This is a genomic window from Aestuariivirga sp. (genome assembly GCF_041738905.1).
Lineage (GTDB): Bacteria > Pseudomonadota > Alphaproteobacteria > Rhizobiales > Aestuariivirgaceae > Aestuariivirga.
The window spans coordinates 1-25,681 of sequence record NZ_JBGSOZ010000125.1 but is presented as its reverse complement, the minus strand read 5'-3'; the positions used below and the strand labels follow the sequence as shown (position 1 = coordinate 25,681).

Here is a 25,681-nt window from a genome sequence, read left to right as displayed (position 1 = left end):
ACGCTTGCCGCCGGGGCGCTCTTCGGGTTCTGGCAAGGCCTTTTGATCGTCTCCTTCGCCTCGACCATCGGCGCGACACTGGCGTTTCTGGCCTCGCGCTATCTGTTGCGCGATTGGGTGCGTGAACGCTTGGGGGCAAGGCAAGAACGCAGAACTCCAGCTCGAAGTCGGAAAGTCGGATGTGCTGCTGACAGTGACGCTCGGCCCTGAAACGCTTCATCGAGTTCGCCAAATCAGCAGTCAAGCTTGTGCTTGTGACGGCGCTCCTGATCTTCATCTTGAAGAGCCAGATTGCGGATTTTGCGACAACACTGGAGAGCGAGCTCTGGCTACGCGCTCAACATCGAGGGCAAGACCGTCTTCGCGGATTCCTTGAAGGAGGCGCTGGCGGAATTCGAAGGTGCCCGCAAAGATGGCAAGAAGCTCATCGATCTCGGGTGCATGCAGATCAATCATCACTATCATGGCAGTGAATTCGGTTCCCCTACTGAGATGTTCGACCCGGCAAGGAACGTGACATACGCGGCGCAGTTTCTGAACAAACTCCGGCAGCGCGAGGGAAGCTGGACGATGGCCGTGGCGCGATATCATGCCGGGCCCAAGAACAATCCGGCACAGAAGCGCTATATCTGCGCGGTCATCCGCAATCTCGTGGCCACTGGTTTCGGAAACTGGACGCCGCCAGCTCGGAAGTTCTGCCGTTGAGTAGACACTGTTCAGGCTTGCGCAAGCTGATGAACTGATACTTTGACAACAGCAATGCGAGAGCCGCCGTCATGAGTCTCTATGGAATAATGCGCACCGGGGTCTCCGGAATGAACGCCCAGGCCGAACGTCTTTCGACCGTTGCTGAGAACGTCGCAAACGTGAACACAACAGGCTATAAGAGCGCTACTTGCGAATTCTCCAGCCTCCTGATTGCAACATGCGTCGAAGACTATGAGTCTGGTTCGGTATCAACCGACATTCGCAGTCATATCGCTACGCAAGGGAGCCTTTGGCGGAAGTGCAGCTGGACATTGGCAAGGAACAATCCCGCATCGGAGCGGGGCAACAACGTCTCAGGACTGCGCGAGATGCCTATGAGATCCAGACCGCCAGCATCACTGAGGCAATCAATGCACTTGAAACCGTCGATCCCTACGAGGCCGCGACGCGGGTCAATCTGTTGATGACCCAGCTGGAAGCGACCTACGCGGTGACCGGGCGCCTCAGCAGGATGAGTCTGCTTTCCTACATTTGAGACATTACACGCTGACGCCAGGATAGGAAATTGCATGCATCAATCGAGGTATCAGGCAATTGCCGAGGATACAACCGAACTTGCCCGGGAAAATGAACGCCTTGCGTTCACGCGTTCCATTGCACTCCTGAGAAAGGCACAGGCAAAGGGTACTGAGTCGCGGGAGTGCGTGGACGCACTTTTTTTCGTGAACAGACTCTGGTCACTTCTGCTTGAGGACCTGGCGGATGACGACAACGGACTTCCGGACGCGCTCCGATCCAGTCTCATCTCGATCGGAATCTGGGTTCTCAGGCGCGCCGAAGAAATTCGCCAGGGAAAATCCGACGACTTCTCGGCGCTGATACAGGTGTCAGAGTCCGTCAGCAACGGTCTGGGAAGGATCTAGAATGATTATCCATCTGAAGCGCGGCGAGAAACTCTATCTGAATGGCGCCGTGCTCCGCGTGGATCGGCGAACATCGCTCGAGTTCCTGAATGACGTGACATTCCTGCTCGAGAACCACGTCATGCAGGCAGAACACGCCAGCACACCGGTCAGGCAGCTCTATTTCGTGGCGCAGTCGATGCTAATGGACCCTGGCAATGCGAGCTTGACAGTTGAACTCTACAAACATCTTTCCCATCGTATACATCAAGCCATAGGTTGCCAGAGTATCAAGAGCCAACTTGATGTTGCAGACAAGCAGGTCTTGGAAGGACGTTACTTTGACGCGCTGAAAAATCTGAGGAGCTGTTTCTTGTTGGAGAGTGAAACACCAGTTCCTGCTCTGCATGGCGGGGAGGCTGCCTGATGATCGTCAATCAGAGGACAACTGCTCAGTCTCTCCCCGGAGGAACGGCGAATTCGGACTCGGCGAAGGCCGACCTGGACTATGATTCGTTCCTGAAACTCCTGGTTGCAACAATGCAGAACCAGGATCCGACACAGCCCAATGATCCGGCTCAGACGCTCTCCCAGCTGGCATCATTCTCGAATGTCGAGCAGTCCATCAAGTTGAACGAGAAGCTTGAATCGCTCCTCTCGACATCGGGCGCTGCGCAGGCCTCGGCGCTGATCGGGCGGACCGTTTCCAATCTGAACGGTACAGTCAGCGGACAGGTGGTGAGTGTCGAGGTGGTTGGGATGGAAGTGTTTGCAGTGCTGAGGGATGGATCGCGCCTCGATACCTCCACCGGCTACAAGGTGAGTTGAGATGAACGAAGCCGATGCACTGAAAGTGGTTCAGGATGCGATATGGGCCGTCATTGTAGGTTCCGGCCCTGCCGTTGGGGCGGCCACACTGGTCGGTATCGTCATCGCGATGATGCAGGCGCTCACCCAGGTCCAGGAAGCAACACTTACCTTTGTTCCAAAGATTCTCGCAGTATTCGGAGCTCTGCTCCTGTTTGCTCCACTTGCGGCTTCTCAGCTCATGGCTTTTACGGAGCAGGTTTATGGACGGATCGCGACGGGCTTCTGAAACCTGCTTTGGCGAACATGCAGCCTTAGCCGTCGGCCGATCCGGGCGCTTGAAAGTCAAGTCACATGACTGACGTATCACGAACGGATATATTGCCTGGGTCGTCAGGGGGGAATCGCGACATCGCCTTTGCAATGGGGATTGTTGCCATTCTCATTGTCCTGTTCCTGCCAGTGCCGGCACTTCTTCTGGACATCGGCCTGGCGCTATCCATCTCGCTATCAGTTGTCATCCTTCTGGTAGCACTGTGGATTCAGCGGCCATTGGATTTCTCTGCCTTTCCCACTGTTCTCCTGATCGCCACGATGCTGCGCCTCTCACTGAATGTCGCGACGACTCGGCTGATCCTTTCACACGGACACGAAGGTCCCACAGCGGCAGGTCACATTGTGGGCGGTTTCTCTAGGCTGGTGATGGGAAACGACTTCGTCATTGGCGTGATCGTCTTTGTGATTCTCATCACCATCAACTTCATGGTGATCACCAAGGGCGCATCCCGAATCGCGGAGGTAGGCGCACGGTTTACGCTGGACGCAATTCCGGGGAAGCAAATGGCAATCGATGCAGATCTGTCGGCGGGTCTGATCGACGATAGCAGTGCGCGCTTGAGGCGCTCTGAACTCGAACAGGAAAGTTCCTTCTTCGGCTCCATGGATGGGGCTTCGAAGTTTGTCCGGGGCGATGCCATCGCAGGAATCATTATCACGGCGGTGAACATAATCGGCGGCATAATCATAGGTGTTTTCCGCCATGGGTTGAATTTTTCCGAGTCGGCGGATGTCTATACCAAGCTCTCGGTGGGCGATGGCTTGGTCACTCAGATACCCGCCTTGATCGTTTCACTTGCAGCTGGCCTGCTCGTGTCCAAGGGAGGGAACAAGGGTGCGGCTCAGGAAACAATCTTCCTGCAGCTTGGAGGATATCCCCGCGCTCTTTGGGTGGCTTCGATGCTGCTCGCCATCATGGCTCTCATGCCGGGATTGCCATTCTTCCCCTTTGCTCTTCTCGCGTCCGTGATTGCCGGAGGTGCTATCGCGATTGTTCGCCGGAACGCCGAAGCAGTGCGGTCTGCTGTGGAGCAAACACAGCGCGAGGAAGTCAAGCGGCAGGAGGAGGACCGCAACTCGGTCAAGGAACTGCTGCGGACGTCCGAGATTGAGTTGCGGCTCGGGCGGCAGATTTCGGGAGCGATGCTTGTGGTCCATGGCGAACTGGCACACCGCGTTGCAAAAATGCGGAGGCGCTTTGCTCAGGAGTATGGTTTCGTCATTCCCGAAATCCGGCTGAGTGACGACTTGATGATTCCGCCGCGAAGTTACAGCATCCATATCCATGGAACGTCGGCCGCCGCATTTGAGCTGCGGCTGGGTGAAATTCTCATCGTTCTGGGTGGAAGGGACAAGCCGGAATTGCCAGGCGACGACGTGAGAGAGCCGGCGTTCGGCATGGAGGCCGTCTGGTATCCGGATGTCTTCGCTGGAGAGTTGCGCGCAGCAGGGTACGTGCCAGTCGATCCGATGTCGGTGATGCTCACACATCTGTCGGAAGTGATCCGGAACAACCTCGGCAACCTCATGTCCTATAAGGATCTCCGGTCTCTGACCAATCGCCTGGACCCTGAGTACAAGCGGCTTCTCGATGAGACCTGCCCCTCACTGCTGTCATTCTCGGGATTCCAGGCCATACTGAAGCTTCTCCTCGCTGAGCGGGTATCCATCCGCAATCTTCACCTCATTCTGGAGGCGATTGCCGAGGTTGCTCCCCACGTCCGAAAGCCGGAAGCCATTGTTGAGCACGTAAGACTGCGGTTGGCGCAGCAGATATGCGGCGATCTTGGACAGGACGGAGTGCTTCGAATTGTCCGCCTTGGAAATCGCTGGGACATATCGTTCATGCAAAGCCTGAAGCGCGATGGAAAGGGAGACGTCATCGAGTTCGATATAGATCCCCGGCTGATTGAACAATTCGCATCGGAATTGCACAAGGCGGTTCGGACCTTCCTTGATGATGGCGGACAATTCGCACTTGTGACGGCACCAGAGGCGCGACCCTACGTACGCATGATTGTTGATCGGCTCTATCCAAACCTGCCTGTGCTGTCTCATATCGAGATCTCGCGAGGTATCCGGATCGAAGTTGTCGCGTCGATTTCATGAACTCCGAGGCGTCACAGTCTGCTTTCGTCATCTTTCTGATATTTTGCCGGATCGGTGGTTGCGTTCTCTTTGCACCGGGTCTCTCCAGCGCACGCGTGCCAGTGAACGCTCGCCTTCTGATCGCTGTAGGTATGACAGCCGCTATCGCACCACTGCTTCACCAAACCATAGCGCGTGAACTGACGGCAATTCCACTTGAGATCCAGCCAGTTCTCATTGTCACTGAAACCGTCATCGGTGCAATGATCGGCTTGATGGGGAGGCTATATCTTCTGGCGTTACAGATGGCCGCAACTGCGGCATCCAGCCTCGTCGGTCTCTCCGGCATTCCCGGCGTTCCACTGGACGAGGCCGAGCAGGGCTCAATACTCGCCACGCTGGCCTCTTCGACTGCTGTGATGCTGATACTGCTGCTCGGTCTGGAAATCGAAATGTTGCGCGCCGTGATTGACTCCTATGATGTCATCCGTCTCGACTCAACTGTTCCTATCCGAGTTCTCCTGACAAGCTTCGTTGATGTGCTGACGGATACGTCTGCACTTGCGCTTCGTCTTGCAGCGCCCTTCCTGGCATACGGCGTCATCGTGAACATTGCGATTGGAATGGGTAATCGGTTTGCGCCACACATTTCGGTCTATCATGCAACCACGGGTGCGGTGATGCTCGGTGGCTTCCTGCTGATCTACCTCTTGTGGCAGGAATGGTTCGTGCTGTTCCTGGAGTCCTATGATTCGTGGCTGACAAGGAGGTGAACGATGAAGCGGCAGTACGAAAGAATGCAGCGGCTGGCAACGGCTTCTGACACGCTTGCCTCTGCTATCGGGGTGGAACTGGCAGCGCGCGAGCGGACGCGGCAACTTGTCGAGGTAAATCTGCGGAAGTTGACTGAGATGGCGCAGTCATCTTTCTGGGTGGGACTCGCTTCGCATTCGGGCCTGCTCCACAAGATTGCCAGGCAAGAGGCTGACTTGTTGATCGCAAACGATGAAATTGCACGGCTGCGCGTACGCCTTCTGGCTGTTCGAAGCAGGGAGAAGTCATGTGTCACACAGGCGAAGCGTCTGAACGGCAGTCTGGAGCGGAAGCGCGATCATGAGGAATCACTCGAAGTCATTTCTGTAAGTCTTGTTACAGCTTGCCGCAAGTTGCCCATGCTTGATTGACAAGAACGACGCAAGAGGAACCTTGGAATGGGCTTGACACTGCCGTCTGATTTCATCGTCGATGTTATGCGCAACGCCGATCCAGTCAAGACTCGCGCCGCGTCGGCAAGACTTTCTGCTGCAGATACGGGTCAGGCGGGATCTGATTTCGCCAAGGCTGTGGAACAGATGGATGGTCTTGCGTCGCATTTCCGAACGGCTGACCTGATAGAGTCGGTTCTTGCTGCGGCAACGCCCGACATTGCTTCATTGGCCTGGAACAGGTTGGAATCTCTTGGCGGCGAGCAATCTGGTTCTGGTGTTGCGGAGGCCGCTCCTGGATCATCGGTCAACGAGGCGTTCGAGCGAATGGTGCTCCGAAACCTTTATGAATCGATGATGCCGGACTCGTCCTCGGCAACTTATGGTGAGGGGCCCGGCGCAGACATCTGGCGTTCACTTGCCGCAGACCAGCTGGCTGCGGTTCACGCTGAAGCCGGCGGTATTGGATTTGGCAACTTGATTGGGAGGAAGGGCGGGAGCGGCGGTCCTGCACCAGATAGCCAGTGGCCCTACTTCAGTGTCGGAAAGATTGTTGGATTCGCAGGCTAGTTGGGATGAGCAATCTCAAAGAGTCAGTATCTGGTCGTTTGCAAGGTGACAGGGTTGTTGCATCTGCTTCATCCATTCAATCATCGGTGTCGAAGCTGATCGAAATAATCGATGAAGAGAACGATCTGCTGCGCCAGCACCGGATTTCTTCGCATGCCAGCTTTGTGGACCGGAAGAATCATGCTTTGCGCGAATTGATCGCAGCACAGCATACAGAATCCCTGGAAGCGAGCGCAAGGACCTGCAGGCTCCTCTTCGAACGTCTGTCGTCAGCCCTCAGACTTAACGCAAAGCTGCTGAAACTTCACATCAGCGCGGTTGGAGAAGTAAGCGACATCATCGTCGGCTGTATGCGTGAATCCGACTCAGACGGTACCTATGGACGATGCGGAATGTCCAAACGAAGGTAATCTAGTTGCTGAAGATTGTCTTGCTCGGTGTTTGGGTGATTCTCGTTACGGCTGGAGCGACGCTGGGCGCAGCCAATCTCTATCGCGTCTCCGGGAACTCTGATGTTGTAGATGTCGAGAATCTCGGGGTAGAGGAGTTGAAGTCGGAGATGACCAGCGTACCGTTGATCCGGGGTGGAGAGATCATCGGGTATCTTATCATACAGCTTTCATTTGCAGCAGAACGCCGGTTGCTGGCTGAAGCGAAGCTGGAACCCGCACCCTACCTCACGGATGCTACATTCAGAGTGATCTTTGCGCGCAGCGATATCGACTTTCGGAGAATGCGCGGTACCGACCTGGATTCACTCACGGCCGCCATTGCAGACGAGGCGAACAGGAGGCTTGGTTACAATCTTGTTCGCCAAGTCCTCATCCAGCAACTCAACTTCGTGCGCCGCGAGGACATCCGGACGAACTGGATCGGGGGCGGGAATGAGAACCACTAAAATTGGGATCTCCCATGAAAGTAGGGCACGGGAGCCTGAGGGCGAGCGCAAGGTTCTGGCGGAGATCGTTCGGACACAGGTGAGCAGAAGAAACATGGACCTGTCAGGTGCAGACCTGATGCGCGTCGCCCATGATCCGCTGCTTGTTGCGGCATATCTGGATCGTGTGTCCATGGAGCAGGAGGAGATCCATGCACCGGTCCATGAACTCCATTCCGACCTGAGATGCCGACTGGGGACGGCAGGGGTTGCATTTGGAGTAAATGGATCGGACGGCACAGGTCGGACAGAATCACGTTTTGTCTATTGCGATCGGCCTTCAACATCGCTCTTTCCTGAAGCGTTCTATGCTGGGAAGGGGGACCGTGACTCCGCGATTGACAGTGATGGGAACCAGATGAAACAGATGAAATCCGGGAGAACCGGTCAATCCCTTGGCTGGGGTTTGTTCTTCCGTCGTTGGCACACACCTTGGAAGTAGTACGGAAAGCTTCCCCTAGATCTGCGGCCGTAGTGATTTGTGGCATGGAGTTTGCTGATCCCTTTCCAACATGGACAGGATCGCAACATGATCGAGCGAAGTTATGAAGTCGTCAGGTGCTTGCCACGTGAGGATCTCGAGGAGTTCGCCGTGCGGACAGCTCTTCAAGTCAGGATGGAGCGGGTCGAGAGCAGTTCCGGAGACTATTTTGTCGCGGTAATCATCGGATTCATGCTTGGAGCGCTCGTGGCAACTTCAGGATTTCTAGTTGGAACCGGTATTGGCTGATTCTTCCTGCCTGATGACGTGGCCGACGAAGGGCAGTTCTCGGAACTGATGTGCCATGTCCATGCCATAGCCCACGACGAACTTGTCGGGGCAGAGGAAGCCCTGAAAATCAGCCTTGATATGCGCCGCCAGATGTCCAGGCTTGTAGAGCAGTACTGCCGTGTGAGTAGCCTTTGCACCCCTGGCGGCAAGAAGGTCCTTGGCGAAAGCGAGCGTTCGTCCCGATTCGAGAATGTCGTCAATCAGCAACACGTCGCGCCCTTTGACATCGGTTTCGATGTCCCTCAGTACCGTGACCTGTCCAGATGATTTCGTGGACTTCCGATAACTCGAGAGAATCATGAAATCCACTTCGGGCGAAAGTCCCGCATGATGCATCGCGCGGATCAAGTCGGCCGCGAAGACAAAACTTCCCTTGAGGATCGGAACGACGAGCAGGTTGGTGGGTTTGCGGCCGGCGATGGCAGCCGCTATGGCCTTCACCCGCTCCGCAATCAACTCTTCGGAAAACAGCACCCCGATCCTGTGACCGTCGATAAGAATTTCGCTCATGGCTTGCTACTTGAGCCGATTTCATCAGCTCGGGCAAATCGAATTTCGAGATTGCTCGCCGTTTCGGGGGGGGAGGCTATCCTGGTCACGAAGTTGGTATTCTCACCCGGACTGAGTGGTCTGGCGTTGGTGTCGAGATTCCAGTTGTAGACTTCGGCGTGGCCGTTGTCCGTCAGCCCGAAGCGCAGCCACGGTATCTTGCGGGAACCGCCTGAAACATTGGCGATTTCACCTTTGATTGAAATGACCCTTTTGCCCTCGACAAGGAGATGCTGCATCTCGACTTTGCGGATTTCAAGGCCATAGATGTTGACCCTTTGGCCCATCCATTCGTAAATTGTTGCGGTAATGGGTGCGGCCTTTACAACCTGCTCGGGGAACGTCACCGCATAGACGGCTGGAGTACAGGCAAACATCGCAAGGCCGAACCACGCCGCGGTCATGATGCGGCGTACCTTTCGCTTTACCGCGAAGCATTCTTGAGCTTCGCGGGTAGCGTCAACGAGACGGCGTATTTCGAAGTCGGGTTCAAATCCGGATTCGATCAGTGCAGGCGTAGAAGACTGAATGTCCCGGGATATTTCTATCGCTCGGCCTTCGATCCAGTCATGTCCGCAGGCGGAACATTTGATCATGGTTCCATCGGCATCGAATCGCGATGCCGGAAGGTCAAACTTCGTCGAGCAGGAGGGGCAGCGGATGATCATGCGTTCTTTTGATGTTGGCGCGATCGGATGCGCCTTGATGCTGACGGCATTAAATCGCCGTTAGGGTTAATGGCTCGTTAAAGATCGTGATGGTTTAAAGAGGGTCGACAAGGAGGGGATCGTCTGGTGCTACGGCTTGAAAACGTAGGCCTCCGCTATGGTGAAGGCCCGGAGATTTTGAAGGATGTGAGCTTTGCCATAAGGCCGGGCGATTTTTACTTTTTGACGGGTCCGTCGGGTGCCGGGAAGTCGTCGTTGCTCAAGCTCCTGTTCCTGGCCCTGCGGCCAACGCGGGGATCGCTGCATATCTTTGGCGAGAACATCGGGAGTCTGCGGCACGACAAGCTGCCACCCATCCGGCGGCGCATTGGGGTTGTGTTTCAGGAGTTCCGCCTTCTCGATCACCTGTCTACCTTCGACAATGTTGCCCTCCCGTTGAGGGTGGCAGGCAAAGTGGAGTCGAGTTACCGGCGGGACGTGATGGATTTGCTGGACTGGGTCGGGCTTGCGGACAAAGCGCGGTCGTATCCACCCATACTATCGGGCGGTGAAAAGCAGCGCGCCGCCATCGCGCGGGCCGTGATCGCAAAGCCGCAACTCCTGCTTGCTGACGAACCAACGGGAAATGTCGATCCCGTGCTGGCGAAGCGCCTGCTTCATCTTTTTCTGGAATTGAACCGTCTTGGCACAACCATGCTGATTGCGACACATGATCGTGGCCTTGTCCGGCAGGCTGACCGTCCGGTCCTTCATCTTGAGGAAGGGATGATGAGTCTGCAATGAAGCCTGGTGCGATCATACCCTCGAACATGGCTTCACTCCGGTCGCTGACCGTGACGATGGCGGTGATGAGCTATCTTGCCTGCCTGGCGATCGGTGCGTTGATCCTGGTGGATCGTGCCGTAACGACCTGGACAAGCGGGCTTGCACGCGAGATGACAGTCCAGATCAGGCATGTCCGCGGGGCGGATGTAGTCGAGGAAGTGGAGAAGGCCAGGTCCATTCTTTCAGGCTTTGCCGGCATCGCCCAGGTGGATGTGCTGGATGACCAGGCTGGGGCGAAGCTTCTGGAACCCTGGTTGGGGACGCGCTCGCTGGAGGGATTGCCGGTTCCACGTCTTATCCGCGTCGTGGCCGACACCGCATCACCGCCGGACCTTGCTGAGTTGGAGAAGGCTCTGGGAGGGCTAAAGGGCGTCAGGCTGGACACACATCGCAAGTGGGAAGCTGAATTGACTCGCATGGCGCGGGCGCTTTCATTGCTATCCTATGCGATTCTGGCACTCATATCGTTGTCGGCCGTGGCTATCGTCGTCTTCGCCACCCGTGCAGTACTTCAGGCCAATCGTCATATCGTGGACCTCCTGCATCTCGTGGGTGCCAGAGACAGCTATATCGCCCGGCAGATCGACGGCCGGTTCGTGCGTACGGGCCTGCTCTCAGGCTTCATCGGTGTGGCGATGGGAATTCTGACCTTCCTCTTGCTGGGTCTTGCCGGCAGTGACGGCGGTGGCGGGTTTGCCGCTGCGAGCAGGGGCCTGCTCTTTGCGCCTCCGGATATTGCGGTGTGGAGCTACGGGGCACTCATTGCCGTCCCGGTGGCCGCAACCCTGATCTGCCTGATCACATCCAGAATCACCCTCATGCGGCGGCTGGGTGTGACGACGTGATCTACATGCGCTCCGCGCTCTTCAATGTCATCTTCTATGTGAACCTCGCCCTATTCTTGGTTCTTGGGTCGTGGTTCTTTTTCACGCCCCGCAAATGGTCGATCAGGGCGCTTCAGGCGTGGGCGCGCTCTTCGATCTTCTGGCTGTGGGTGATCGCAGGTGTACGGATGGAGGTGCGGGGCCACGACCGGATACCCAAGGGTGCCTGTCTGGTAGCGGGCAAGCACCAGTCCTTCTGGGAGACCTTTGCCATCCTGCCATTGCTGGACGATCCTGCAATGGTTTTGAAGAAGGAGCTCACATACATCCCCTTCTTCGGATGGTTCATCTACAAGTTCCGGATGATCCCCGTTGAGCGCTCGGCCGGGACTCAGGCCCTGAGGTCGATGATTGCGCGGGCGGAGGTTGAGATCGCTGCGGGGCGGCAAGTTGTGATCATGCCGGAGGGGACGCGAAGGGGACCCGACGACCCCCCGGACTACAAGCCGGGAGCGGCGGCGGTCTATGGCAAGCTCGGAGTTGCCTGTGTTCCTTTTGCGCTGAACTCCGGAGTGTTCTGGCCCAGACGGCAATTCCTGAGGCGGCCGGGCACAATCGTGATCTCGTTTCTGGATCCCATTCCTCCGGGTTTGAACCGTAAGGTTTTTCAGTCCCGCCTTGAGGTGGCGATAGAGGACGAGACGCGGCGGCTGGTGGCGGAGGCAAGGGACAAATAGAGAACAATCTCTCGACTCGGGAGGGGTAAGGCGTTAGGATTCTACTTCAGTTCAGAGAGTTCGATCATGGACATTCTTCGGAAGACTGCTCTCGACCCCGTCTCCCAGGAAATCTGGGAGATGAAGTATCGCTTTAAGCCAGAGGACGGCAGTCAGCCGGATCTGTCGATCGAGGACAGCTGGCGGAGGGTGGCCCGTGCTGTCGCTTCAGTTGAGGCTGGGGCCGATCAGGGGCGCTGGACCGATGCATTCTATGGCATCCTGAAAGACTATCGCTTCCTTCCGGCGGGGAGGATCCTCGCTGGAGCGGGCACCGGCCGACAGGTGACGCTGTTCAACTGCTTCGTGATGGGCCGGATTCCCGATTCGCTGGACGGGATATTCACCCAGCTGAAGGAAGCCGCGCTGACCATGCAGCAGGGCGGCGGAATCGGTCATGACTTTTCAACGCTGCGTCCGCATGGCTCACCCGTGAGGGGTGTGGGTGCTGATGCGTCGGGTCCCATCAGCTTCATGGACGTCTGGGATGCGATGTGTAGAACCATCATGTCGGCTGGAACCCGCCGAGGCGCCATGATGGGCACCATGCGATGCGACCATCCTGATATTGAAGCTTTCATCTCCGCCAAGCAGACATCGTCGCGCCTGCGGAACTTCAATCTGTCCGTGCTGGTGACAGATCGGTTCATGGCCGCTGTGAGGGCTGGTGAGGATTGGCCTCTGGTTTTTGAAGGCCGCACCTATCAGGTGGTGCCGGCGGCAAAGCTGTGGGGTCAAATCATGCGATCGACCTACGATTATGCCGAGCCCGGCGTCATCTTCATCGACCGGGTGAATGCGGAGAACAATCTCGGATATTGCGAGTCGATCTTCTGTACCAACCCCTGTGGCGAGCAGCCTCTTCCGCCCTATGGTGCATGCCTGCTCGGATCGGTGAACCTCACCCGGTTCGTCAGCCAGCCTTTCACGGCCAAGGCCACGCTGGATGGGGACGGGCTGGCATCTGTGGTGGCGACCGCTGTCCATTTCATGGACAATGTCATCGACGTGTCGAACTATCCCCTGCCCCAGCAACGTGAAGAAGCCTTCGCGAAGCGGCGGATCGGGCTCGGTGTGACAGGACTTGCCGACGCTTTGGCGATGTGTGGCCTGATCTATGGGACCAAAGAGGCTGCGGCGGCGGCGGGAAGTTGGATGGCCTTGATCGAGCGGGCAGCCTATCTCGCAAGTGTCGGTCTGGCCCAAGAGCGTGGCGCTTTCCCTTTGTTCGATGCGAAGGCCTATGGTGTTCAAGGTCATGCGTCGCGTCTCGATCCGGACGTACGGGATGCGATTTTGGAGAATGGCATCAGGAATGGCCTTCTCACCTCCATTGCGCCGACGGGCACGATATCGCTGCTGGCAGGCAATGTGTCCAGCGGTGTCGAGCCGATATTCAGCTTGCGTTACGAGCGAAAGCTTCTGCAAGCAGATGGAACGCACAGGATCGAGAAGGTCACCGACTTTGCCGCTTCCCTGTGGTGGGAGATGCATGGTGACGACGCACCCTTGCCCGAGGCTGTTGTGACGGCGGAAACCCTGACACCTGAGGCTCATCTCGTGATGCAGGCCGCTCTGCAGAGACACGTCGACAGTTCGATTTCAAAAACTATCAACGTCCCTGTTTCGATATCCTTCGAGGACTTCAAGACAGTCTATGAGAAGGCCTTCGATCTTGGCCTGAAGGGTTGTACGACCTTCAGGCCGAACGCGATAACGGGATCGGTGCTGTCATCGGGCGTGGGCGATGGAGATCCGAAGGCCGTTCTTGAGGACCGCCTCCCGATGGCCCGCGACGAGGCCCTCCCAGGGTTTTCCTACAAGCTCAAGTGGCCCGAGAGCGATCATGCAATCTATATCACCATCAACGACATCGTTCAGAACGGCCAGCGGCGTCCCTTCGAGATTTTCATCAATTCCAAGAACATGGAACATTATGCGTGGACGGTAGCGCTGACACGGATGATCTCGGCGGTGTTCAGGCGCGGCGGCGATGTGTCGTTCGTGGTCGAGGAGCTCAAGGCCGTCTTTGATCCGCGTGGCGGGCAGTGGATGAGGGGGCGTTACGTTCCGAGTCTCCTTGCAGCGATTGGCGGCGTCATCGAGAAGCACATGATCGAGATCGGTTTCCTGTCTCCCGAATCTTCAAATGCGTCTTTGGCCAGTCAGGATCGGGGCTCGCGCCGGTCGGGTTGTCCGCGTTGTGGTGAACAGGCGCTCGTGTTTCAGGAGGGATGCGCGACCTGCCTCTCCTGTGGATACTCGAAGTGTAGCTAGAGGATAGATTGACATGAGACCAAATATGTTCTAGTTTTGTTCTTATGATACATGGCTTCCCCATCTCTGCAAGTCTCCCCGAGGATCTTGGTTTCGGTGAACGCTTCTGGTACTGGCGCGGCGTTTCGGGCCAATCCTATATTCACTCGATCTATTCACGGGAGTCATGTCCTCCCGTGGCAGGCGCGGTCTTTGTTGCCATTCAGAAGGTGGATGCCACGCGGAGAGCCATTTCGGTCGGCCGCATTCCCGTGTGGGGTGAGAATGCACCGCGGAGTGGATGCGGTGATTTCTTCAGGAACATCGCCGCTGACGAGATCCACGTTCACCTGCTGGCTCAGGACAATGAGTGTGCCGAGCGTGTGATGAGGGACCTTCTGCTGGCGCTTGAACCTGAGCTGGTCGCTCCTCCCAAACCACATGAGGGCGGGAAGCCTGTTCAGCTTCTTTTGCTCGCTGCGTGATAATCAAGCTGGCGGGCCAGGCGCTCGAGAGTTGGGTCGTGTATTTTCATGTCACGCAGATGACCGACCGTGTTCATGACGTAGTCGATACAGCGGCCCGACGTACCATGCCCGTTGACCACGTGGTCTAGCAGTGCGCCGTCTGCCAGAGCACCGGCATATTGCTGGTGTTTTCTGTCTGCCACATAGGTCACTGCTTCCACGGTAGCGCCGCTCTCGACGAGCAACATGGATTTGCGCCTTTCGAGGTAGACCGAGGTCACCTGTTCCCTGGCGCGGAGATACGCGATGGTCTCTTCCCAACGGCCTTGGGCAATCTCGAATCCCATGCCATGGCACGACCCACCACGATCGAGCCCCAACACCAGACCCGGCCGCGCGGGTGTTCCACGATGGACAAAGGAATAGACACAGAGCCGCCGGTGATAGCCGCGCACCAGGGCGGGCTCACTACGGATGAAATCGAAGCCTGGCCGCCACATGAGCGATCCGTAGCCAAAAATCCAGAACTGCGGCATGGTCGGGGAACTATTAGCCCACATCGAGAAGCCTGTTCAAATGACGAATCCTGCGACCCGTCCGTGGACAATTCTGCTGCCGCTGATCGCCGTTCTCTGTCTTGCGGCGATCTGGACCGTCTACTGGTTTGTGGCGCTTGGAATGGTCAAGGACAGGATGGCGTCAGAACGGAGCAGATTTGCCAACGATGGCCTCACGCTGGATTGTTCCGAAGAGTCCTGGGGCGGCTATCCGTTTCACTTTGAGTGGCGTTGTTCTTCCCCGGTCCTCACGCGGCAAACCCTGGCAGACGCCAGATCAGGGGATTTGCTGCTGGTGGCGCTGGCTTATGCGCCATGGCAAGTCGTGGCCTTGCTCGACGGCCCGACGACCCTGGCCGGGAAGGGCATCGTGCCGGTGACCGCCACCCATGGGCGCATCATGGCGGCGGTGACCCTCGACCAGGACTGGAAGCCTCGCCTTTCGGCCGAGATACCGAAACTGGCCATACCCGATCTCCTGTCGGTGGAGCAGACCTTGATCCACACGCGGCCTGCACCTGGTAATGCCACGGATGTCGCGGCGTCCTTGACGGGAGGGATCTATCGGAGGCCGGACAGACCCGAGTTGGTGCTAGATCAGGCCGACTTGACGGGCACCCTGCTTCCCGATCCGTCGCTGGCAGTCGAAAGGTTCGAGTTCAGGCAAGGCACCATCAGGTATTGGGGAAGCGGCAGCCTGTCACTGGACGCTGAACATCGCGTGGCCGGAACGATTGCGACAGAAACCAACGACCTCAATGGACTCCTCGGAATCCTGGGCCCCCATCTCTCGCTGACGGATCAGCAGGGGGCCGGCCTTCGGACCGTTCTGGGCCTCCTGGGCAACGAGGCGAAGGCAGACGTGATCTCCAGGGATGGACAACTCTTTGTGGGCCCATTCAAGGTCTACGACGTTCCGCCATTCTACTGAGTCTTCGGCACACCACGGCCGAAATTTGGGGCCGCCGTATCCTGTCCCGCGGCAATGATGCTCCTTCGGATTTCTCTCGAGCGGCTGAAGAGGTTGAACAGCATGTCCCCGTCTCCCCAGCGAATGGCGCGTTGCAACGCGGAGAGATCTTCCGAGAAGCGGCCAAGCATTTCGAGCACGGCCTCTTTGTTGTTGAGGAACACGTCACGCCACATGGTGGGATCTGATGCGGCAATACGGGTGAAGTCACGGAATCCGCCGGCGGAATACTTGATGACTTCGGAATCCGTCACCTCTTCGAGGTCGGCCGCGGTCGAGACGATGTTGTAGGCGATCAGATGCGGCAGATGGCTGGTGATGGCCAGCACGAGATCGTGATGCTCGGGCGTCATGATCTCGACGTTGGAACCGCAGTCCTGCCAGAACTTCACAAGTTTCTCCACCGCGCTGGGATCGGCATCTGGCAGAGGCGTCAGGATGCACCAACGGTTGATGAACAATTCCGCAAAGCCTGATTCGGGTCCCGACTGCTCGGTACCGGCGATGGGATGGCCTGGAATGAAAGATACGCCTTGCGGCAGATGCGGAAGCACGTCGCGCACGACTGCCGCTTTGACAGAGCCCACATCCGTCAGGATGGCGCCCGGCTTCAACGCCGGAGCAATCCCCTGTGCCAATGCGCCATAGGTCCCAACCGGCGAGCACAGGATGACAAGATCGGCATCGCGCACGGCATCGGCTGCGCTCTGGTGGATGCTGTCCGCAAGTTTCAGTTCTGCAGCCTTTCGCCGCGTGGCTTCGCTGCGGGCATACCCAGAGATGTGCCCGGCGATCTTGCGTTGCCGAATGGCGTGCGCGAGCGAGGAACCGATCAGGCCGAGGCCGATCAACGCAACACGTTCAAAGTTTTCGGTCATTTCAGGAAGGTCCGCAGACTATCGATGAGACCCCGGTTAGCCTCCTCTGTTCCGACTGTCAGGCGAAGCGCTCCCGGCAGGCCATAGCTGTCCATGCGGCGGAGTACGAATCCGTTCTCCTGGAGATACGCGTCAGCAGCATGTGCATTGTGTTCCTTGTCCGCCGGAAAATGTACGAGCAGGAAATTGCCGACTGTGGGGGTGACATCGAGGCCAAGCGTTTCGAGTTCGCGGACAAGCCAGGGAAGCCAGATGTCGTTGTGCGCGATGGCACGCTCCACGAATTCCTGGTCGGCGATTGCGGCGGCTCCCGCGGCAATCGCCGGAGCACTCACATTGAACGGTCCGCGCACTCGATTGAGGACATCGGCAATGTGGGCTGGGCAGTAGGCCCATCCCAATCGAAGTGCCGCCAATCCATGGATCTTGGAGAATGTCCGCGTCATCACGACATTGTCGAAGGTGGCGACAAGTTCTATCCCGGCTTCGTAATCGTTCTTCCGGACATACTCGGCGTAGGCCGCATCCAGCACCAGCATGACATTCCGCGGAAGCCCGGCATGCAGCCGCTTCACTTCGCTGAACGGCAGGTAGCGGCCGGTCGGATTGTTCGGGTTTGCAAGAAACACCATGCGGGTCCGGTCGGTGACCCTTGCCAGTATGGCGTCGACATCCGCGAGATAGTCCTTCTCGGGCGCGACAATGGGCGTCGCGCCATTGGACTGGATGGCGATCGGATAGACCAGAAAGCCATACTGGCTATAGATGGCCTCGTCGCCCGGTGAGAGATAGGCATGCGCAAGAAGCTGAAGAAGCTCGTCCGAGCCAGCCCCGCAAACGATGTTCTCCGCCAACAGCCCATACCGGCTGGCGATGGCCTGCCGGAGTTTGGAGGCCGATCCATCGGGATAGAGTTCGAGTGTGCCTGCCGCCGCACGATACGCATCGACCGCCCGAGGGCTGGCACCGATGGGGGATTCGTTGGACGAGAGCTTGTGGACCTTGGCTCCCTTTGCGCCGCTCTTGCCCGGCACATAGGCTGAAATATCCAGAATTCCGGCCTTGGGCTGCGGACGGAGGATGTCGGAGACGATTGTCATGAAAGCACCTCGATGGGTCTGGGATAGCGGCCTGCCACGCGGATATCCGGATCAGGCCGAGAAGCGGCATCGGCGGAAGGTCGATCTGCTGTGAGAAAACCGGGTCGGCTTGTCACCCACCAGCCGCCCGAGTGAACCTGCCAGATGGGACGGCCAGTACCGGCGAGATCGACCGGAGACCGGGTCAGGAAGATGGTTTCATCATCTCCACTGGGCTGGGGCTCCGCATGGCCAAAGACAAGCAGTTCCGGAACGGTCGTGTTTCCGGCGGCCGGCAGGCAGCTGACAAGTCGAAGACCCTCATCGGCTGACGCGGCAAACACGTCGGCCCAGCGAGTATCTGTGGCCACGACTGCAAGATCACCCCGGTTTTCGGCAAGCGCCCGAAAGGCAGCCTCGATGCTGTCATGGGGTTCGACCCGCATGCCGTTGAAATGCTCTGCGATACCGAGGCGCAGGTCGATCGTTTCGGCGACCGCCCTGGGGACGTGAACCGTGATGGGAGCCTGCGATTGCGTGGATGCGGAAAGGATGACGCGCCAAAGACGCACCAGAAGTTGCGGCGGGAGCTGATTGCCTCCCTTGTCCATGAGCCTTCGCAGCATCGTCGCTTCGCGGGCAGGCCTCAAGGGTGATGTTGCCAGAGTACCATCCGTTGACTTGGTGGCCCGTACCTTTGCAGTCGCGGCAAACCGCCGGATCAGCAGATAGAGTATCGCATCGTCAATGGCGTCGATTTCGCGCCTGATGTCGTCCAGGTTTGTATCCTGCTTGAGAACGGTCATGGAACAGGCAAGCTCGTTGTGCATGCCCCGGCCGTGAACGGCTTCGCCGGAGCGGCGCTATTCATAGGCGCCACGAGCGGAAATGCAAACATATCCTATGGATCGGCAGGCCCTTCACGGCGTGATGTGGCAGGAGCGAGGGCAGGCCGCTGGCGCGGGGAGGCCAATCGCCGGGCTCGTTTTCCGGCAGCCACGGCATAGACCTGCTTTACCGCTTCAACGATGATCACGCCGGAAAGGGCCGGCATCAGCCGCGATCCTATACTCTCGACGGCCGTTGCGGCGGACAAGATCGCACCACGCGTAGACGGTGGAAAGTAGAGTGCGTGATGCCATGAGGTGACGGAGAATTGGCTTTCACGCAGCAGTGTTGAGAGTTGAGGCCTCGAATAGGGTTGGCCATAGCCGAATGGCGAGCTGTCAAATCTGGCCCAGACACCCCTGCGGTTGGGTACCACAAGCACCAGCCGTCCCTGCGGGGCCAGGACCCGCCAGATTTCCTTGAGCATTTCCTGTGGAGCATCCGTGAGTTCGAGCGCGTGCACGACAAGCGCCACGTCAACCACACTCTCCAGCAAGGGAAGATCGCATTCATCCACCAGCGCGGATTGGACGGCACCATCTTCGGGCCAGCGGAAAACACCCTGGCGGGCCAGCATGAAGGCGATCTGTGCTTCGGCGTGCGGGAGGCAGTCCGTCAGGTAGGGCATGGCATAGCCAAGGCCCATGACCTTGGCTCCGGCCAGCCCGGATAGTCCGGGTTTCAGCCGGCCGGCCAAAGACCTTCTGGTCGCCTGGCCCAGCCGGCTGCCATAGAACTCGCGTAAATCGACGATATCCATTAAGGCCCAGCATATCCAACGGCGGTAAACAGATCACCCGGAAAGACAGCGAGCGTCCATGGCACATCTTGAAATGCACCAGTTCATCTGCAGGTCGGACAACTACGGACTGCTGGTCCATGATCACAAGAGTGGTGCCACAGCGTCGATCGACGCGCCGGATGCTGTGGAAATCGAGAAGCAGCTCAGGAAACGGGGCTGGCAACTGACGCATATCTTCTCCACGCACCACCATGGCGATCATGTCGAGGGAAATGCGGCGCTGAAGAATCAGTTCAGCTGTGTCATCATCGGACCAAGGGCCGAGGCAGACCGGATACCCGGAATCAGGACCAAAGTATCTGGCGGCGAGGCTTTTACATGGGCCGGCCGTGAGGTGAAGGTTCTCGCCTGCCTCGGCCATACCCTGGGACATATTGCCTATCACATCCCGTCCGAATATTCGGTTTTTGCCGGAGACACCCTGTTTTCACTCGGCTGCGGCCGCGTATTCGAGGGCACCCTCGAACAGATGTATCACTCGGTCACGCAGTTCAAGACACTGTCACCGTCCACATACCTTTACTGCGGCCATGAATATACCGAAGCCAATGCACGTTTTGCGCTCTCGATCGAACCGATGAACCGCATGCTGCAACAGCGCGCAAGCATTGTCGCCACGCTCCGCCGGGAGGGAAAGATGACGTGCCCTTCAACCATCGGCGAAGAGTTGAAAGCCAATCCCTTCCTGCGCACGGACAGCCCCGAAATCCGTCGCAACCTGAACATGGAGACGGCGACAGACGCAGACGTCTTCGCAGAATTGCGACGCCGCAAGGACAGCTTCAAATAGTTGGTCTTATACGGAAAAGAGCATATCCTTCGCCGCGATCATTGCGCCGACGGTGATCAGAAGGCAGGCCACGACCACGGACCAGTGCAATGTGGCAAATCCCGTGCCGGCAAGGACAAGGGTGGAGAGCACGGGCGACGCATAGGACGACGCACCAAGCACCATGATATAGCCATGCTTCACGCCGTAGTCCCAGGTGTAGAAGGCGGCCCCAACTGGCAAGAGGCCCATCCCGAGGACCGCCAGCCATTCTCTGGTGCTCTCAGGCCATACCGTTTCCTCGAAAAGCACGTGACAGATCAGGGAGAGAACTACCGTCGCGAGGCAGAACCCGGTGACGACGTCGGTCGGAACCTTGCCGAACCGGCGCGACAGGACGGAGTATCCTGCCCAGATCAACGCGCAGGCAAATGCAAGTGCGTGGCCGGATTTGAAACCATCCTGAAAGCCTTGGGCCGCCCCCTTCGTGATGACAAGAACCGCGCCCGCGAGCCCAAGCATCACGCCGGCCAGATGGTGGGATTTCAGTCTTTCACCCGGCAGGAAGGCCGAGAACAGCACGAGGAAGAGCGGCCAGAGATAGGCAATGAGGCTGACCTCTACGGTAGGCGCAGACCGGATGGCAGAGAAATAGACAAAGTGATAGCCAAACAACCCTACCACGCCGAGCACCCAGACGCGCCAGTCCTGCACCAGCGCACCAATGGCCCCCGGGCGGAACGGCCATGTGACAGCGCCCAACAGGCCACCGATGAAGAAAGTCATGGCGGCAAGCTGAAATGGCGGCACTTGGCCAGAGGCGGCCGTGACAAGTGCGAGTACCGCCCACATGAGTACGGCTGTGAATCCGTTGAGTGTTGCCCGGCGCGCCGACATTTGAGTTTCCATGCTGAGAAATTCTGGCTGGTTCTTAGCCCCGTGCCGCGACGAAAGGCCAGAGCGATAAAATCGATCGTTGGGGGAAGTCCCCGCGCAGCAGCAAGCGAGAATCGACCACCCATTGCATCGTCTTGAGGACCGCCCGACGCTTGCGGTGGTTGGAGATGCTGCTCTCATGGCGGATTGGTTCAAGCTGATGGAGCGCTGGCTGAAGCATGTGCAAAGGATGACAAGCTCTGGCAAGGCCGATTTAAGTCAATCGAAAGTAGAATCTGCCACAAAGGATGCACACGAGCCGGACCGACTGCAGCAACGAGGGATATTCACATGACCGAATCCATCCGAGACTGGCTGGCAGCCCGATGGGTTGCCGGTGCACTGTTCATGGCTCTGTGCCTGCTGGCCATCCTGCCGATGCTGATGAATGCCTGGCCACCCGCTCTCCTGCTCATCTTCCTGCATGCGCCGATCTATATGCTTCATCAGGTGGAAGAACATGGGAGAGACCGCTTCCGCACCTACGTGAATCAGAAGGTTTTCGGAGGTGTCGAAGCCCTTACCACCGATGCGGTGTTGTGGATCAATATTCCCTGTGTCTGGGGACTGACGCTGGTAGCGCTCTACGCCGCTTGGCTGGTTGCGCCGGGTTGGGGCCTCATGGCGCCCTACCTGGTGATCATCAATGCAGTCACGCACCTTGCCAATGCCATCAAGCGCCGCGAATACAATCCCGGCCTTCTGACCAGCATCTTCCTGTTCCTGCCACTGGGCCTCGCCACGCTTTATGCGATAGCCGGAACGATGCAACAGACGGTTTTCGCGCTGTGCGTGGCCTTGCTGGTGCATGTGATGATTGTAGTGACGGTCTTGCATCACGCCCGTCAATTGCGCAGCGTCAGACCCGCTGCCGCAAAGTGAAGCGCCCGCCGAAAATCGAAATGAGGACGGCTCCAATGATGACGGAACCGCCAATGAAGTCGGCACGTCCGGGGGTCTCGCCAACGCCGATCCAAGTCCATAGCGGGTTGAGCACAACGTCCAGCATGGAGACAAGTGCGAGCGTCACGGCGGGAACGGCTTTGGCACCCTTGGCATAGAAGATCAGCGGAATGGAAAGCTGCAGCGGACCCATCAGTGCCAGCAGGAGCACACTTCCAAGCGGAACCTCAAAACCGCCGCCCGCATGGTCGCCTGCGGCATAGCCCATCAGGCCCGCGAGTATGAAGGTGATGAAACCGCCGACGCAGATCGCCGGGACCATGTCGAAGGCGCGATAGCGGCGGAGCGTCACGGTCTGACCTGCAAAGGACATGGGAACGAGAAGGGCGACCAGAATGCCGATCATGTTCCCCGCGCTGAAGCCATCCCAGGCGATGATGCCAACGCCGCCCAATGCCATGAAGGCAGCAAGCCACGAGGCAAGCGAAGGCCGCTCATTGTTGAAATAGGGGCTCAGAACGCCAGCGAAGATCGGCGAAAGCGCGCCGATGACCGAGACGGTCGCGGTGCCGACGAGTGTGAGCGAGGTGACGTAGAGCGTGGAGCCGCCTGTGAAGAAGATCGCCGTTGCAAGAAGGGCTGGTAAGGGAATTTCCTTGAACTTGTCCACCGTGCCGCGGCCATAGATCGCCACGAGATAGACCAGCAGGAAGACCGACATCCAGAACCCGCGCCAGCAGTTGATCTGCCAACCATCGAGACCTGGAAGAAACCGCACGAACACGCCCGCGAGGCTCCACCCGAAGGTCGCCACGAGCACGTAGATTATTCCCGTGCCAAATCCCGGCCTGCCTTCGCCCATTCCCGTTCCAGACTGATTCGCGTTACGTCAGCTACCGTATTTGCCGGTGGCGATCAGCGCCCGCAATGACTTCGCTGCAGTTCTCACTGCCGTATTGAATCGCCGCCTGATATGCATCGCGAGATAGACCGGCTGTTCGATGGCTGGTGCATCCACGACAGGCTGCAATCCGCTGGCGAGCAGATCGTCCAACGCATGCCGCGGCACATAGGCTGATCCGCCGTGCCGGCGCAACCGTGCCATTGCGATCATGTCGAGGCCAACCGAAAGCCGGGGCCGCGACAGCGCGGGCAGCAGTTCGGAGTGCGCCTTCTCGAGCGATGGCGTGTAGCCCGCTCGCACATAGGTGGAGAGGTCAATATCCGAGATTTGCCGGGCGGTGCTGGAAACCAGGACAAACTGTTGTTTCAGGACAAGCTCGAACTGGATTTCAGGCAGGTAGCGGGGCGCATAGAGAAGACCCAGATCAAGATTGCCGAAGGCGATGTCATCGATCATCTGGGGTGAGTAGTCGGCCTCCACGTGCAGGGCGAGCTTGGGCATCTCGTCCAGCAGATCATCCATCCAATCGGGGAGCAGGCTATCCGCAAGGCTTACAGTGCAGGCGATCCGCAGCGCGCCATCGTGCCGGTCCAGCGCTCCGAGTTCCTGCCGGGCGAGGCCCCAGCTCGCTTTGATCGACCGAGCATGTTCCTCGAAGCGTTTACCCGCTGCCGTCGGGCTGGCGCCGGAACGTCCCCGGCTGAACAACTTTGATCCGAGTTCGGATTCCAGCGAGCGGATGCGCGTGCTCACCGTCGATTGTGTAATTCCGAGACGTTCGGCGGTGAGATGAAAGCTCCTTGACTCCATAAGGTCGAGAAAGGTTTCGATCAGGTCCAACTGCATTCAATCGAAAATATCGATCAATAAGCCATATACAAGTCAATTCATCGATTGGCAATTTTGCGGCATCATAGGTTCAGCGAAGCTGGAGCCTGACCGATGTTCATCGTCGATTGCGACTGTCACAATTATTGGACGAGTGCCACCGTCCTCGAACCCTACCTCTCGGGTGTCTGGAAGGACATGTTCATTCATGGCGAGAAGACGGGCCCCGTTGGGGCCTTTCCGCATGGTCACCGCCCCTGGTTCCATCCGCATGGTTTCTCGCGGAAAGACGTGAAGCCCGTTACCGAGGACGACAACTACGCGATCATGAAGGAAAGGCATCTCGATCCCAACAAGATCGACGTTGCAATCCTCACGGGCGATGAGCCCATGGAAGCCTCGACACTCGCCAATCCTTATTACGCGTCGGCACTGGTCAGCGCTTACAACGATTATCAGATCGAACACTGGCTTTCGAAGGACAGCCGCTTCATGGGTTCGATCGTCATCGCCCCGCAGGATCCTCACCAGGCGGCAAAGGAAATCCGCAGGCTGGGGCAACACCCCAGGATGGCGCAGGTACTGGCATCGCACGGTTCGGTGAAACCCTATGGCGATCCCTTCTATCATCCGATTTATGAGGCCTGCGCCGAAGTCGGCCTGCCCTTAGCCATCCACCTGGGCGGCCAGGGCGGTGTGAACTGGAATGCCATAGCACCTGCCCCCACCACCTTCTTCTGGGAGACGCACGCGATCCTTCACATGCCGGCGATCTCGCATCTGGCGAGCATGATTGCGCATGGCGTGTTCGAAAAATATCCGGAGCTTTTCTTCGTCGTCATCGAGTGCGGTGTCGCCTGGGTGCCCAGTGTGTTGTGGCGGCTCGATCAGGACTACAAGGCGCTGCGCAAGGAAACGCCGTGGCTCAAGATGCTCCCCTCCGAATATGCACGTCGCAACATTCGCTTCTCCACCCAGCCGCTGGAGCGCCCTGACAACCTCCAGCATCTCTCGTCGATCCTCGAGGCGATGGACGGCAAGAACACGTTGCTCTTCGCGTCCGACTATCCGCATTGGGACTATGACGACATTAACTCCCTGCACCTTCCGCCGGACTGGAAGCCGAACATCTTCGGCCTCAATGCACTGGAAGTTTACAAGCGCATCCCGCGCCCCGGCGCGGCGAAGGCGGCTTGAGGAGCAAGATCAATGGCTGAGAAAAATCTTGTCTGCCGCGCCGAGGAGGTCGTTCCCGGCAATCCCCGCATCGTGAAGATCAGGACGATGTCTTTCGGCCTCTTCCGCGTCGGCGAGGATATTCATGCGATATTGAATGTGTATCCCTTCGCTAGCGGCCGCCTGGCATTGATTTCGATGTTGGAGATAGTTGTCTGAAGAGTGGCGCGATGATCGTGTCCACTATCTGATGATGGACACCATTTGTGATGTCGGTTGGCAATGACGGTGATTTTGCGCC

Annotated in this window: 31 protein-coding genes and 2 pseudogenes; 23 read left to right on the top strand and 10 right to left on the bottom strand. The window is 58.0% G+C overall.

Annotation, left to right across the window (positions count from 1 at the left end; translation table 11 throughout):
- From ACEW8Q_RS11390 to ACEW8Q_RS11325, 14 genes and pseudogenes are all read left to right on the top strand, one after another.
- The coding region (locus ACEW8Q_RS11390; protein ID WP_373504175.1) for a VTT domain-containing protein at positions 1-210 on the top strand (210 nt) is incomplete at its 5' end.
- Between the two features lie 120 nt (positions 211-330).
- Positions 331-705 (top strand): annotated as a pseudogene (locus ACEW8Q_RS11385) (transglycosylase SLT domain-containing protein); the annotation flags it as partial.
- Between the two features lie 71 nt (positions 706-776).
- Positions 777-995: pseudogene (locus tag ACEW8Q_RS11380) on the top strand (flagellar basal body protein); the annotation flags it as partial.
- A gap of 11 nt (positions 996-1,006) precedes the next feature.
- Positions 1,007-1,243, top strand: coding sequence for a flagellin (locus ACEW8Q_RS11375; RefSeq protein ID WP_373504174.1), 237 nt, complete (start codon positions 1,007-1,009; stop codon positions 1,241-1,243).
- A 34-nt stretch (positions 1,244-1,277) separates the two neighbouring features.
- Complete coding sequence (gene flaF / locus ACEW8Q_RS11370) at positions 1,278-1,631, top strand: flagellar biosynthesis regulator FlaF (protein ID WP_373504173.1); 354 nt, start codon at positions 1,278-1,280, stop codon at positions 1,629-1,631.
- A gap of 1 nt (position 1,632) precedes the next feature.
- The gene (gene flbT / locus ACEW8Q_RS11365) at positions 1,633-2,037 is read left to right on the top strand and encodes a flagellar biosynthesis repressor FlbT (protein WP_373504172.1); all 405 of its coding nucleotides are present in this window, start codon (positions 1,633-1,635) and stop codon (positions 2,035-2,037) included.
- A complete protein-coding gene (gene flgD / locus ACEW8Q_RS11360; RefSeq protein WP_373504171.1) occupies positions 2,037-2,438 on the top strand; it encodes a flagellar hook assembly protein FlgD in 402 nt (133 codons plus the stop codon). The genes flbT and flgD overlap by 1 nt, the downstream gene beginning before the upstream one ends.
- A gap of 1 nt (position 2,439) precedes the next feature.
- Positions 2,440-2,706 (top strand): flagellar biosynthetic protein FliQ, encoded by a 267-nt coding sequence (locus ACEW8Q_RS11355; RefSeq protein ID WP_373504170.1) that lies wholly within the window; start codon positions 2,440-2,442, stop codon positions 2,704-2,706.
- Between the two features lie 65 nt (positions 2,707-2,771).
- The gene (flhA, locus tag ACEW8Q_RS11350; protein ID WP_373504169.1) at positions 2,772-4,862 is read left to right on the top strand and encodes a flagellar biosynthesis protein FlhA; all 2,091 of its coding nucleotides are present in this window, start codon (positions 2,772-2,774) and stop codon (positions 4,860-4,862) included.
- On the top strand, positions 4,859-5,614 hold the full coding sequence (locus ACEW8Q_RS11345; RefSeq protein WP_373504168.1) for a flagellar biosynthetic protein FliR: 756 nt from the start codon (positions 4,859-4,861) through the stop codon (positions 5,612-5,614). The genes flhA and ACEW8Q_RS11345 overlap by 4 nt, the downstream gene beginning before the upstream one ends.
- Before the next feature lie 3 nt (positions 5,615-5,617).
- Complete coding sequence (locus tag ACEW8Q_RS11340) at positions 5,618-6,025, top strand: hypothetical protein (protein ID WP_373504167.1); 408 nt, start codon at positions 5,618-5,620, stop codon at positions 6,023-6,025.
- 27 nt (positions 6,026-6,052) lie between these two features.
- On the top strand, positions 6,053-6,616 hold the full coding sequence (locus ACEW8Q_RS11335) for a hypothetical protein (protein WP_373504166.1): 564 nt from the start codon (positions 6,053-6,055) through the stop codon (positions 6,614-6,616).
- A 5-nt stretch (positions 6,617-6,621) separates the two neighbouring features.
- The gene (locus ACEW8Q_RS11330) at positions 6,622-7,026 is read left to right on the top strand and encodes a hypothetical protein (RefSeq protein WP_373504165.1); all 405 of its coding nucleotides are present in this window, start codon (positions 6,622-6,624) and stop codon (positions 7,024-7,026) included.
- A gap of 5 nt (positions 7,027-7,031) precedes the next feature.
- Positions 7,032-7,514, top strand: a complete 483-nt coding sequence (locus ACEW8Q_RS11325; protein WP_373504164.1) for a hypothetical protein — start codon at positions 7,032-7,034, stop codon at positions 7,512-7,514.
- Between the two features lie 745 nt (positions 7,515-8,259).
- On the opposite strand, the gene hpt is transcribed toward ACEW8Q_RS11325, so the two are convergent.
- A complete protein-coding gene (hpt, locus tag ACEW8Q_RS11320) occupies positions 8,260-8,835 on the bottom strand; it encodes a hypoxanthine phosphoribosyltransferase (RefSeq protein WP_373504163.1) in 576 nt (191 codons plus the stop codon).
- Positions 8,832-9,542 carry a zinc-ribbon domain-containing protein gene (locus ACEW8Q_RS11315; protein WP_373504162.1) on the bottom strand — a complete coding sequence of 237 codons (711 nt, stop codon included), beginning with the start codon at positions 9,540-9,542 and terminating at the stop codon, positions 8,832-8,834. The genes hpt and ACEW8Q_RS11315 overlap by 4 nt, the downstream gene beginning before the upstream one ends.
- Before the next feature lie 126 nt (positions 9,543-9,668).
- Between ACEW8Q_RS11315 and ftsE the strand changes: the two genes are divergently transcribed.
- The 5 genes from ftsE (at position 9,669) to ACEW8Q_RS11290 (ending at position 14,708) form a co-directional block, all read left to right on the top strand.
- Entirely contained in the window at positions 9,669-10,325 is a 657-nt protein-coding gene (gene ftsE, locus ACEW8Q_RS11310; protein WP_373504161.1) for a cell division ATP-binding protein FtsE, read from the top strand.
- A complete protein-coding gene (locus ACEW8Q_RS11305) occupies positions 10,322-11,212 on the top strand; it encodes a cell division protein FtsX (protein ID WP_373504160.1) in 891 nt (296 codons plus the stop codon). Before ftsE ends, ACEW8Q_RS11305 begins: the two co-directional genes overlap by 4 nt.
- A gap of 5 nt (positions 11,213-11,217) precedes the next feature.
- Positions 11,218-11,928 carry a lysophospholipid acyltransferase family protein gene (locus ACEW8Q_RS11300; RefSeq protein ID WP_373504176.1) on the top strand — a complete coding sequence of 237 codons (711 nt, stop codon included), beginning with the start codon at positions 11,218-11,220 and terminating at the stop codon, positions 11,926-11,928.
- Positions 11,929-11,994: 66 nt separating this feature from the next.
- The gene (locus ACEW8Q_RS11295; protein ID WP_373504159.1) at positions 11,995-14,244 is read left to right on the top strand and encodes an adenosylcobalamin-dependent ribonucleoside-diphosphate reductase; all 2,250 of its coding nucleotides are present in this window, start codon (positions 11,995-11,997) and stop codon (positions 14,242-14,244) included.
- Positions 14,245-14,288: 44 nt separating this feature from the next.
- The gene (locus ACEW8Q_RS11290; RefSeq protein ID WP_373504158.1) at positions 14,289-14,708 is read left to right on the top strand and encodes a hypothetical protein; all 420 of its coding nucleotides are present in this window, start codon (positions 14,289-14,291) and stop codon (positions 14,706-14,708) included.
- On the opposite strand, the gene ACEW8Q_RS11285 is transcribed toward ACEW8Q_RS11290, so the two are convergent.
- Entirely contained in the window at positions 14,684-15,226 is a 543-nt protein-coding gene (locus ACEW8Q_RS11285; RefSeq protein ID WP_373504157.1) for a gamma-glutamylcyclotransferase, read from the bottom strand. The two genes, ACEW8Q_RS11290 and ACEW8Q_RS11285, sit on opposite strands and share 25 nt — an antisense overlap.
- Before the next feature lie 40 nt (positions 15,227-15,266).
- Between ACEW8Q_RS11285 and ACEW8Q_RS11280 the strand changes: the two genes are divergently transcribed.
- A complete protein-coding gene (locus ACEW8Q_RS11280) occupies positions 15,267-16,178 on the top strand; it encodes a DUF2125 domain-containing protein (protein ID WP_373504156.1) in 912 nt (303 codons plus the stop codon).
- Here ACEW8Q_RS11280 and ACEW8Q_RS11275 read toward each other — a convergent pair.
- From ACEW8Q_RS11275 to ACEW8Q_RS11260, 4 genes are all read right to left on the bottom strand, one after another.
- Positions 16,172-17,095, bottom strand: a complete 924-nt coding sequence (locus ACEW8Q_RS11275; RefSeq protein ID WP_373504155.1) for a prephenate/arogenate dehydrogenase family protein — start codon at positions 17,093-17,095, stop codon at positions 16,172-16,174. The genes ACEW8Q_RS11280 and ACEW8Q_RS11275 overlap by 7 nt on opposite strands.
- Complete coding sequence (gene hisC, locus ACEW8Q_RS11270; protein ID WP_373504154.1) at positions 17,092-18,195, bottom strand: histidinol-phosphate transaminase; 1,104 nt, start codon at positions 18,193-18,195, stop codon at positions 17,092-17,094. Before hisC ends, ACEW8Q_RS11275 begins: the two co-directional genes overlap by 4 nt.
- Positions 18,192-18,980: a chorismate mutase gene (locus ACEW8Q_RS11265; protein ID WP_373504153.1), complete on the bottom strand. Its 789-nt coding sequence runs from the start codon at positions 18,978-18,980 to the stop codon at positions 18,192-18,194. The genes hisC and ACEW8Q_RS11265 overlap by 4 nt, the downstream gene beginning before the upstream one ends.
- A 95-nt stretch (positions 18,981-19,075) precedes the next feature.
- Positions 19,076-19,822: a class I SAM-dependent methyltransferase gene (locus ACEW8Q_RS11260; protein ID WP_373504152.1), complete on the bottom strand. Its 747-nt coding sequence runs from the start codon at positions 19,820-19,822 to the stop codon at positions 19,076-19,078.
- 58 nt (positions 19,823-19,880) lie between these two features.
- On the opposite strand from ACEW8Q_RS11260, the gene gloB reads away from it, so the two are divergent.
- Positions 19,881-20,654 carry a hydroxyacylglutathione hydrolase gene (gene gloB / locus ACEW8Q_RS11255; protein WP_373504151.1) on the top strand — a complete coding sequence of 258 codons (774 nt, stop codon included), beginning with the start codon at positions 19,881-19,883 and terminating at the stop codon, positions 20,652-20,654.
- 6 nt (positions 20,655-20,660) lie between these two features.
- On the opposite strand, the gene ACEW8Q_RS11250 is transcribed toward gloB, so the two are convergent.
- The gene (locus ACEW8Q_RS11250; RefSeq protein ID WP_373504150.1) at positions 20,661-21,530 is read right to left on the bottom strand and encodes a DMT family transporter; all 870 of its coding nucleotides are present in this window, start codon (positions 21,528-21,530) and stop codon (positions 20,661-20,663) included.
- A gap of 330 nt (positions 21,531-21,860) precedes the next feature.
- Here ACEW8Q_RS11250 and ACEW8Q_RS11245 point away from each other — a divergent pair, with 330 nt between their 5' ends.
- Complete coding sequence (locus tag ACEW8Q_RS11245) at positions 21,861-22,451, top strand: HXXEE domain-containing protein (protein ID WP_373504149.1); 591 nt, start codon at positions 21,861-21,863, stop codon at positions 22,449-22,451.
- Here ACEW8Q_RS11245 and ACEW8Q_RS11240 read toward each other — a convergent pair.
- Complete coding sequence (locus ACEW8Q_RS11240) at positions 22,429-23,334, bottom strand: DMT family transporter (RefSeq protein WP_373504148.1); 906 nt, start codon at positions 23,332-23,334, stop codon at positions 22,429-22,431. The two genes, ACEW8Q_RS11245 and ACEW8Q_RS11240, sit on opposite strands and share 23 nt — an antisense overlap.
- Positions 23,335-23,361: 27 nt before the next feature.
- Entirely contained in the window at positions 23,362-24,216 is an 855-nt protein-coding gene (locus tag ACEW8Q_RS11235) for a LysR family transcriptional regulator (RefSeq protein ID WP_373504147.1), read from the bottom strand.
- Positions 24,217-24,318: 102 nt separating this feature from the next.
- Here ACEW8Q_RS11235 and ACEW8Q_RS11230 point away from each other — a divergent pair, with 102 nt between their 5' ends.
- Complete coding sequence (locus ACEW8Q_RS11230; protein ID WP_373504146.1) at positions 24,319-25,401, top strand: amidohydrolase family protein; 1,083 nt, start codon at positions 24,319-24,321, stop codon at positions 25,399-25,401.
- Positions 25,402-25,681 lie beyond the last annotated feature (280 nt).

Bases quoted from the DNA above. Each gene is read 5' to 3' on its own strand.
- flaF (WP_373504173.1), top strand. From the start codon at position 1,278: ATGCATCAATCGAGGTATCAGGCAATTGCCGAGGATACAACCGAACTT.
- flbT (WP_373504172.1), top strand. From the start codon at position 1,633: ATGATTATCCATCTGAAGCGCGGCGAGAAACTCTATCTGAATGGCGCC.
- flgD (WP_373504171.1), top strand. From the start codon at position 2,037: ATGATCGTCAATCAGAGGACAACTGCTCAGTCTCTCCCCGGAGGAACG.
- ACEW8Q_RS11355 (WP_373504170.1), top strand. From the start codon at position 2,440: ATGAACGAAGCCGATGCACTGAAAGTGGTTCAGGATGCGATATGGGCC.
- flhA (WP_373504169.1), top strand. From the start codon at position 2,772: ATGACTGACGTATCACGAACGGATATATTGCCTGGGTCGTCAGGGGGG.
- ACEW8Q_RS11345 (WP_373504168.1), top strand. From the start codon at position 4,859: ATGAACTCCGAGGCGTCACAGTCTGCTTTCGTCATCTTTCTGATATTT.
- ACEW8Q_RS11340 (WP_373504167.1), top strand. From the start codon at position 5,618: ATGAAGCGGCAGTACGAAAGAATGCAGCGGCTGGCAACGGCTTCTGAC.
- ACEW8Q_RS11335 (WP_373504166.1), top strand. From the start codon at position 6,053: ATGGGCTTGACACTGCCGTCTGATTTCATCGTCGATGTTATGCGCAAC.
- ACEW8Q_RS11330 (WP_373504165.1), top strand. From the start codon at position 6,622: ATGAGCAATCTCAAAGAGTCAGTATCTGGTCGTTTGCAAGGTGACAGG.
- hpt (WP_373504163.1), bottom strand. From the start codon at position 8,835: ATGAGCGAAATTCTTATCGACGGTCACAGGATCGGGGTGCTGTTTTCC.
- ACEW8Q_RS11315 (WP_373504162.1), bottom strand. From the start codon at position 9,542: ATGATCATCCGCTGCCCCTCCTGCTCGACGAAGTTTGACCTTCCGGCA.
- ACEW8Q_RS11305 (WP_373504160.1), top strand. From the start codon at position 10,322: ATGAAGCCTGGTGCGATCATACCCTCGAACATGGCTTCACTCCGGTCG.
- ACEW8Q_RS11300 (WP_373504176.1), top strand. From the start codon at position 11,218: ATGCGCTCCGCGCTCTTCAATGTCATCTTCTATGTGAACCTCGCCCTA.
- ACEW8Q_RS11295 (WP_373504159.1), top strand. From the start codon at position 11,995: ATGGACATTCTTCGGAAGACTGCTCTCGACCCCGTCTCCCAGGAAATC.
- ACEW8Q_RS11290 (WP_373504158.1), top strand. From the start codon at position 14,289: ATGATACATGGCTTCCCCATCTCTGCAAGTCTCCCCGAGGATCTTGGT.
- ACEW8Q_RS11285 (WP_373504157.1), bottom strand. From the start codon at position 15,226: ATGCCGCAGTTCTGGATTTTTGGCTACGGATCGCTCATGTGGCGGCCA.
- ACEW8Q_RS11280 (WP_373504156.1), top strand. From the start codon at position 15,267: ATGACGAATCCTGCGACCCGTCCGTGGACAATTCTGCTGCCGCTGATC.
- ACEW8Q_RS11275 (WP_373504155.1), bottom strand. From the start codon at position 17,095: ATGACCGAAAACTTTGAACGTGTTGCGTTGATCGGCCTCGGCCTGATC.
- hisC (WP_373504154.1), bottom strand. From the start codon at position 18,195: ATGACAATCGTCTCCGACATCCTCCGTCCGCAGCCCAAGGCCGGAATT.
- ACEW8Q_RS11265 (WP_373504153.1), bottom strand. From the start codon at position 18,980: ATGACCGTTCTCAAGCAGGATACAAACCTGGACGACATCAGGCGCGAA.
- ACEW8Q_RS11260 (WP_373504152.1), bottom strand. From the start codon at position 19,822: ATGGATATCGTCGATTTACGCGAGTTCTATGGCAGCCGGCTGGGCCAG.
- gloB (WP_373504151.1), top strand. From the start codon at position 19,881: ATGGCACATCTTGAAATGCACCAGTTCATCTGCAGGTCGGACAACTAC.
- ACEW8Q_RS11250 (WP_373504150.1), bottom strand. From the start codon at position 21,530: ATGTCGGCGCGCCGGGCAACACTCAACGGATTCACAGCCGTACTCATG.
- ACEW8Q_RS11245 (WP_373504149.1), top strand. From the start codon at position 21,861: ATGACCGAATCCATCCGAGACTGGCTGGCAGCCCGATGGGTTGCCGGT.
- ACEW8Q_RS11240 (WP_373504148.1), bottom strand. From the start codon at position 23,334: ATGGGCGAAGGCAGGCCGGGATTTGGCACGGGAATAATCTACGTGCTC.
- ACEW8Q_RS11230 (WP_373504146.1), top strand. From the start codon at position 24,319: ATGTTCATCGTCGATTGCGACTGTCACAATTATTGGACGAGTGCCACC.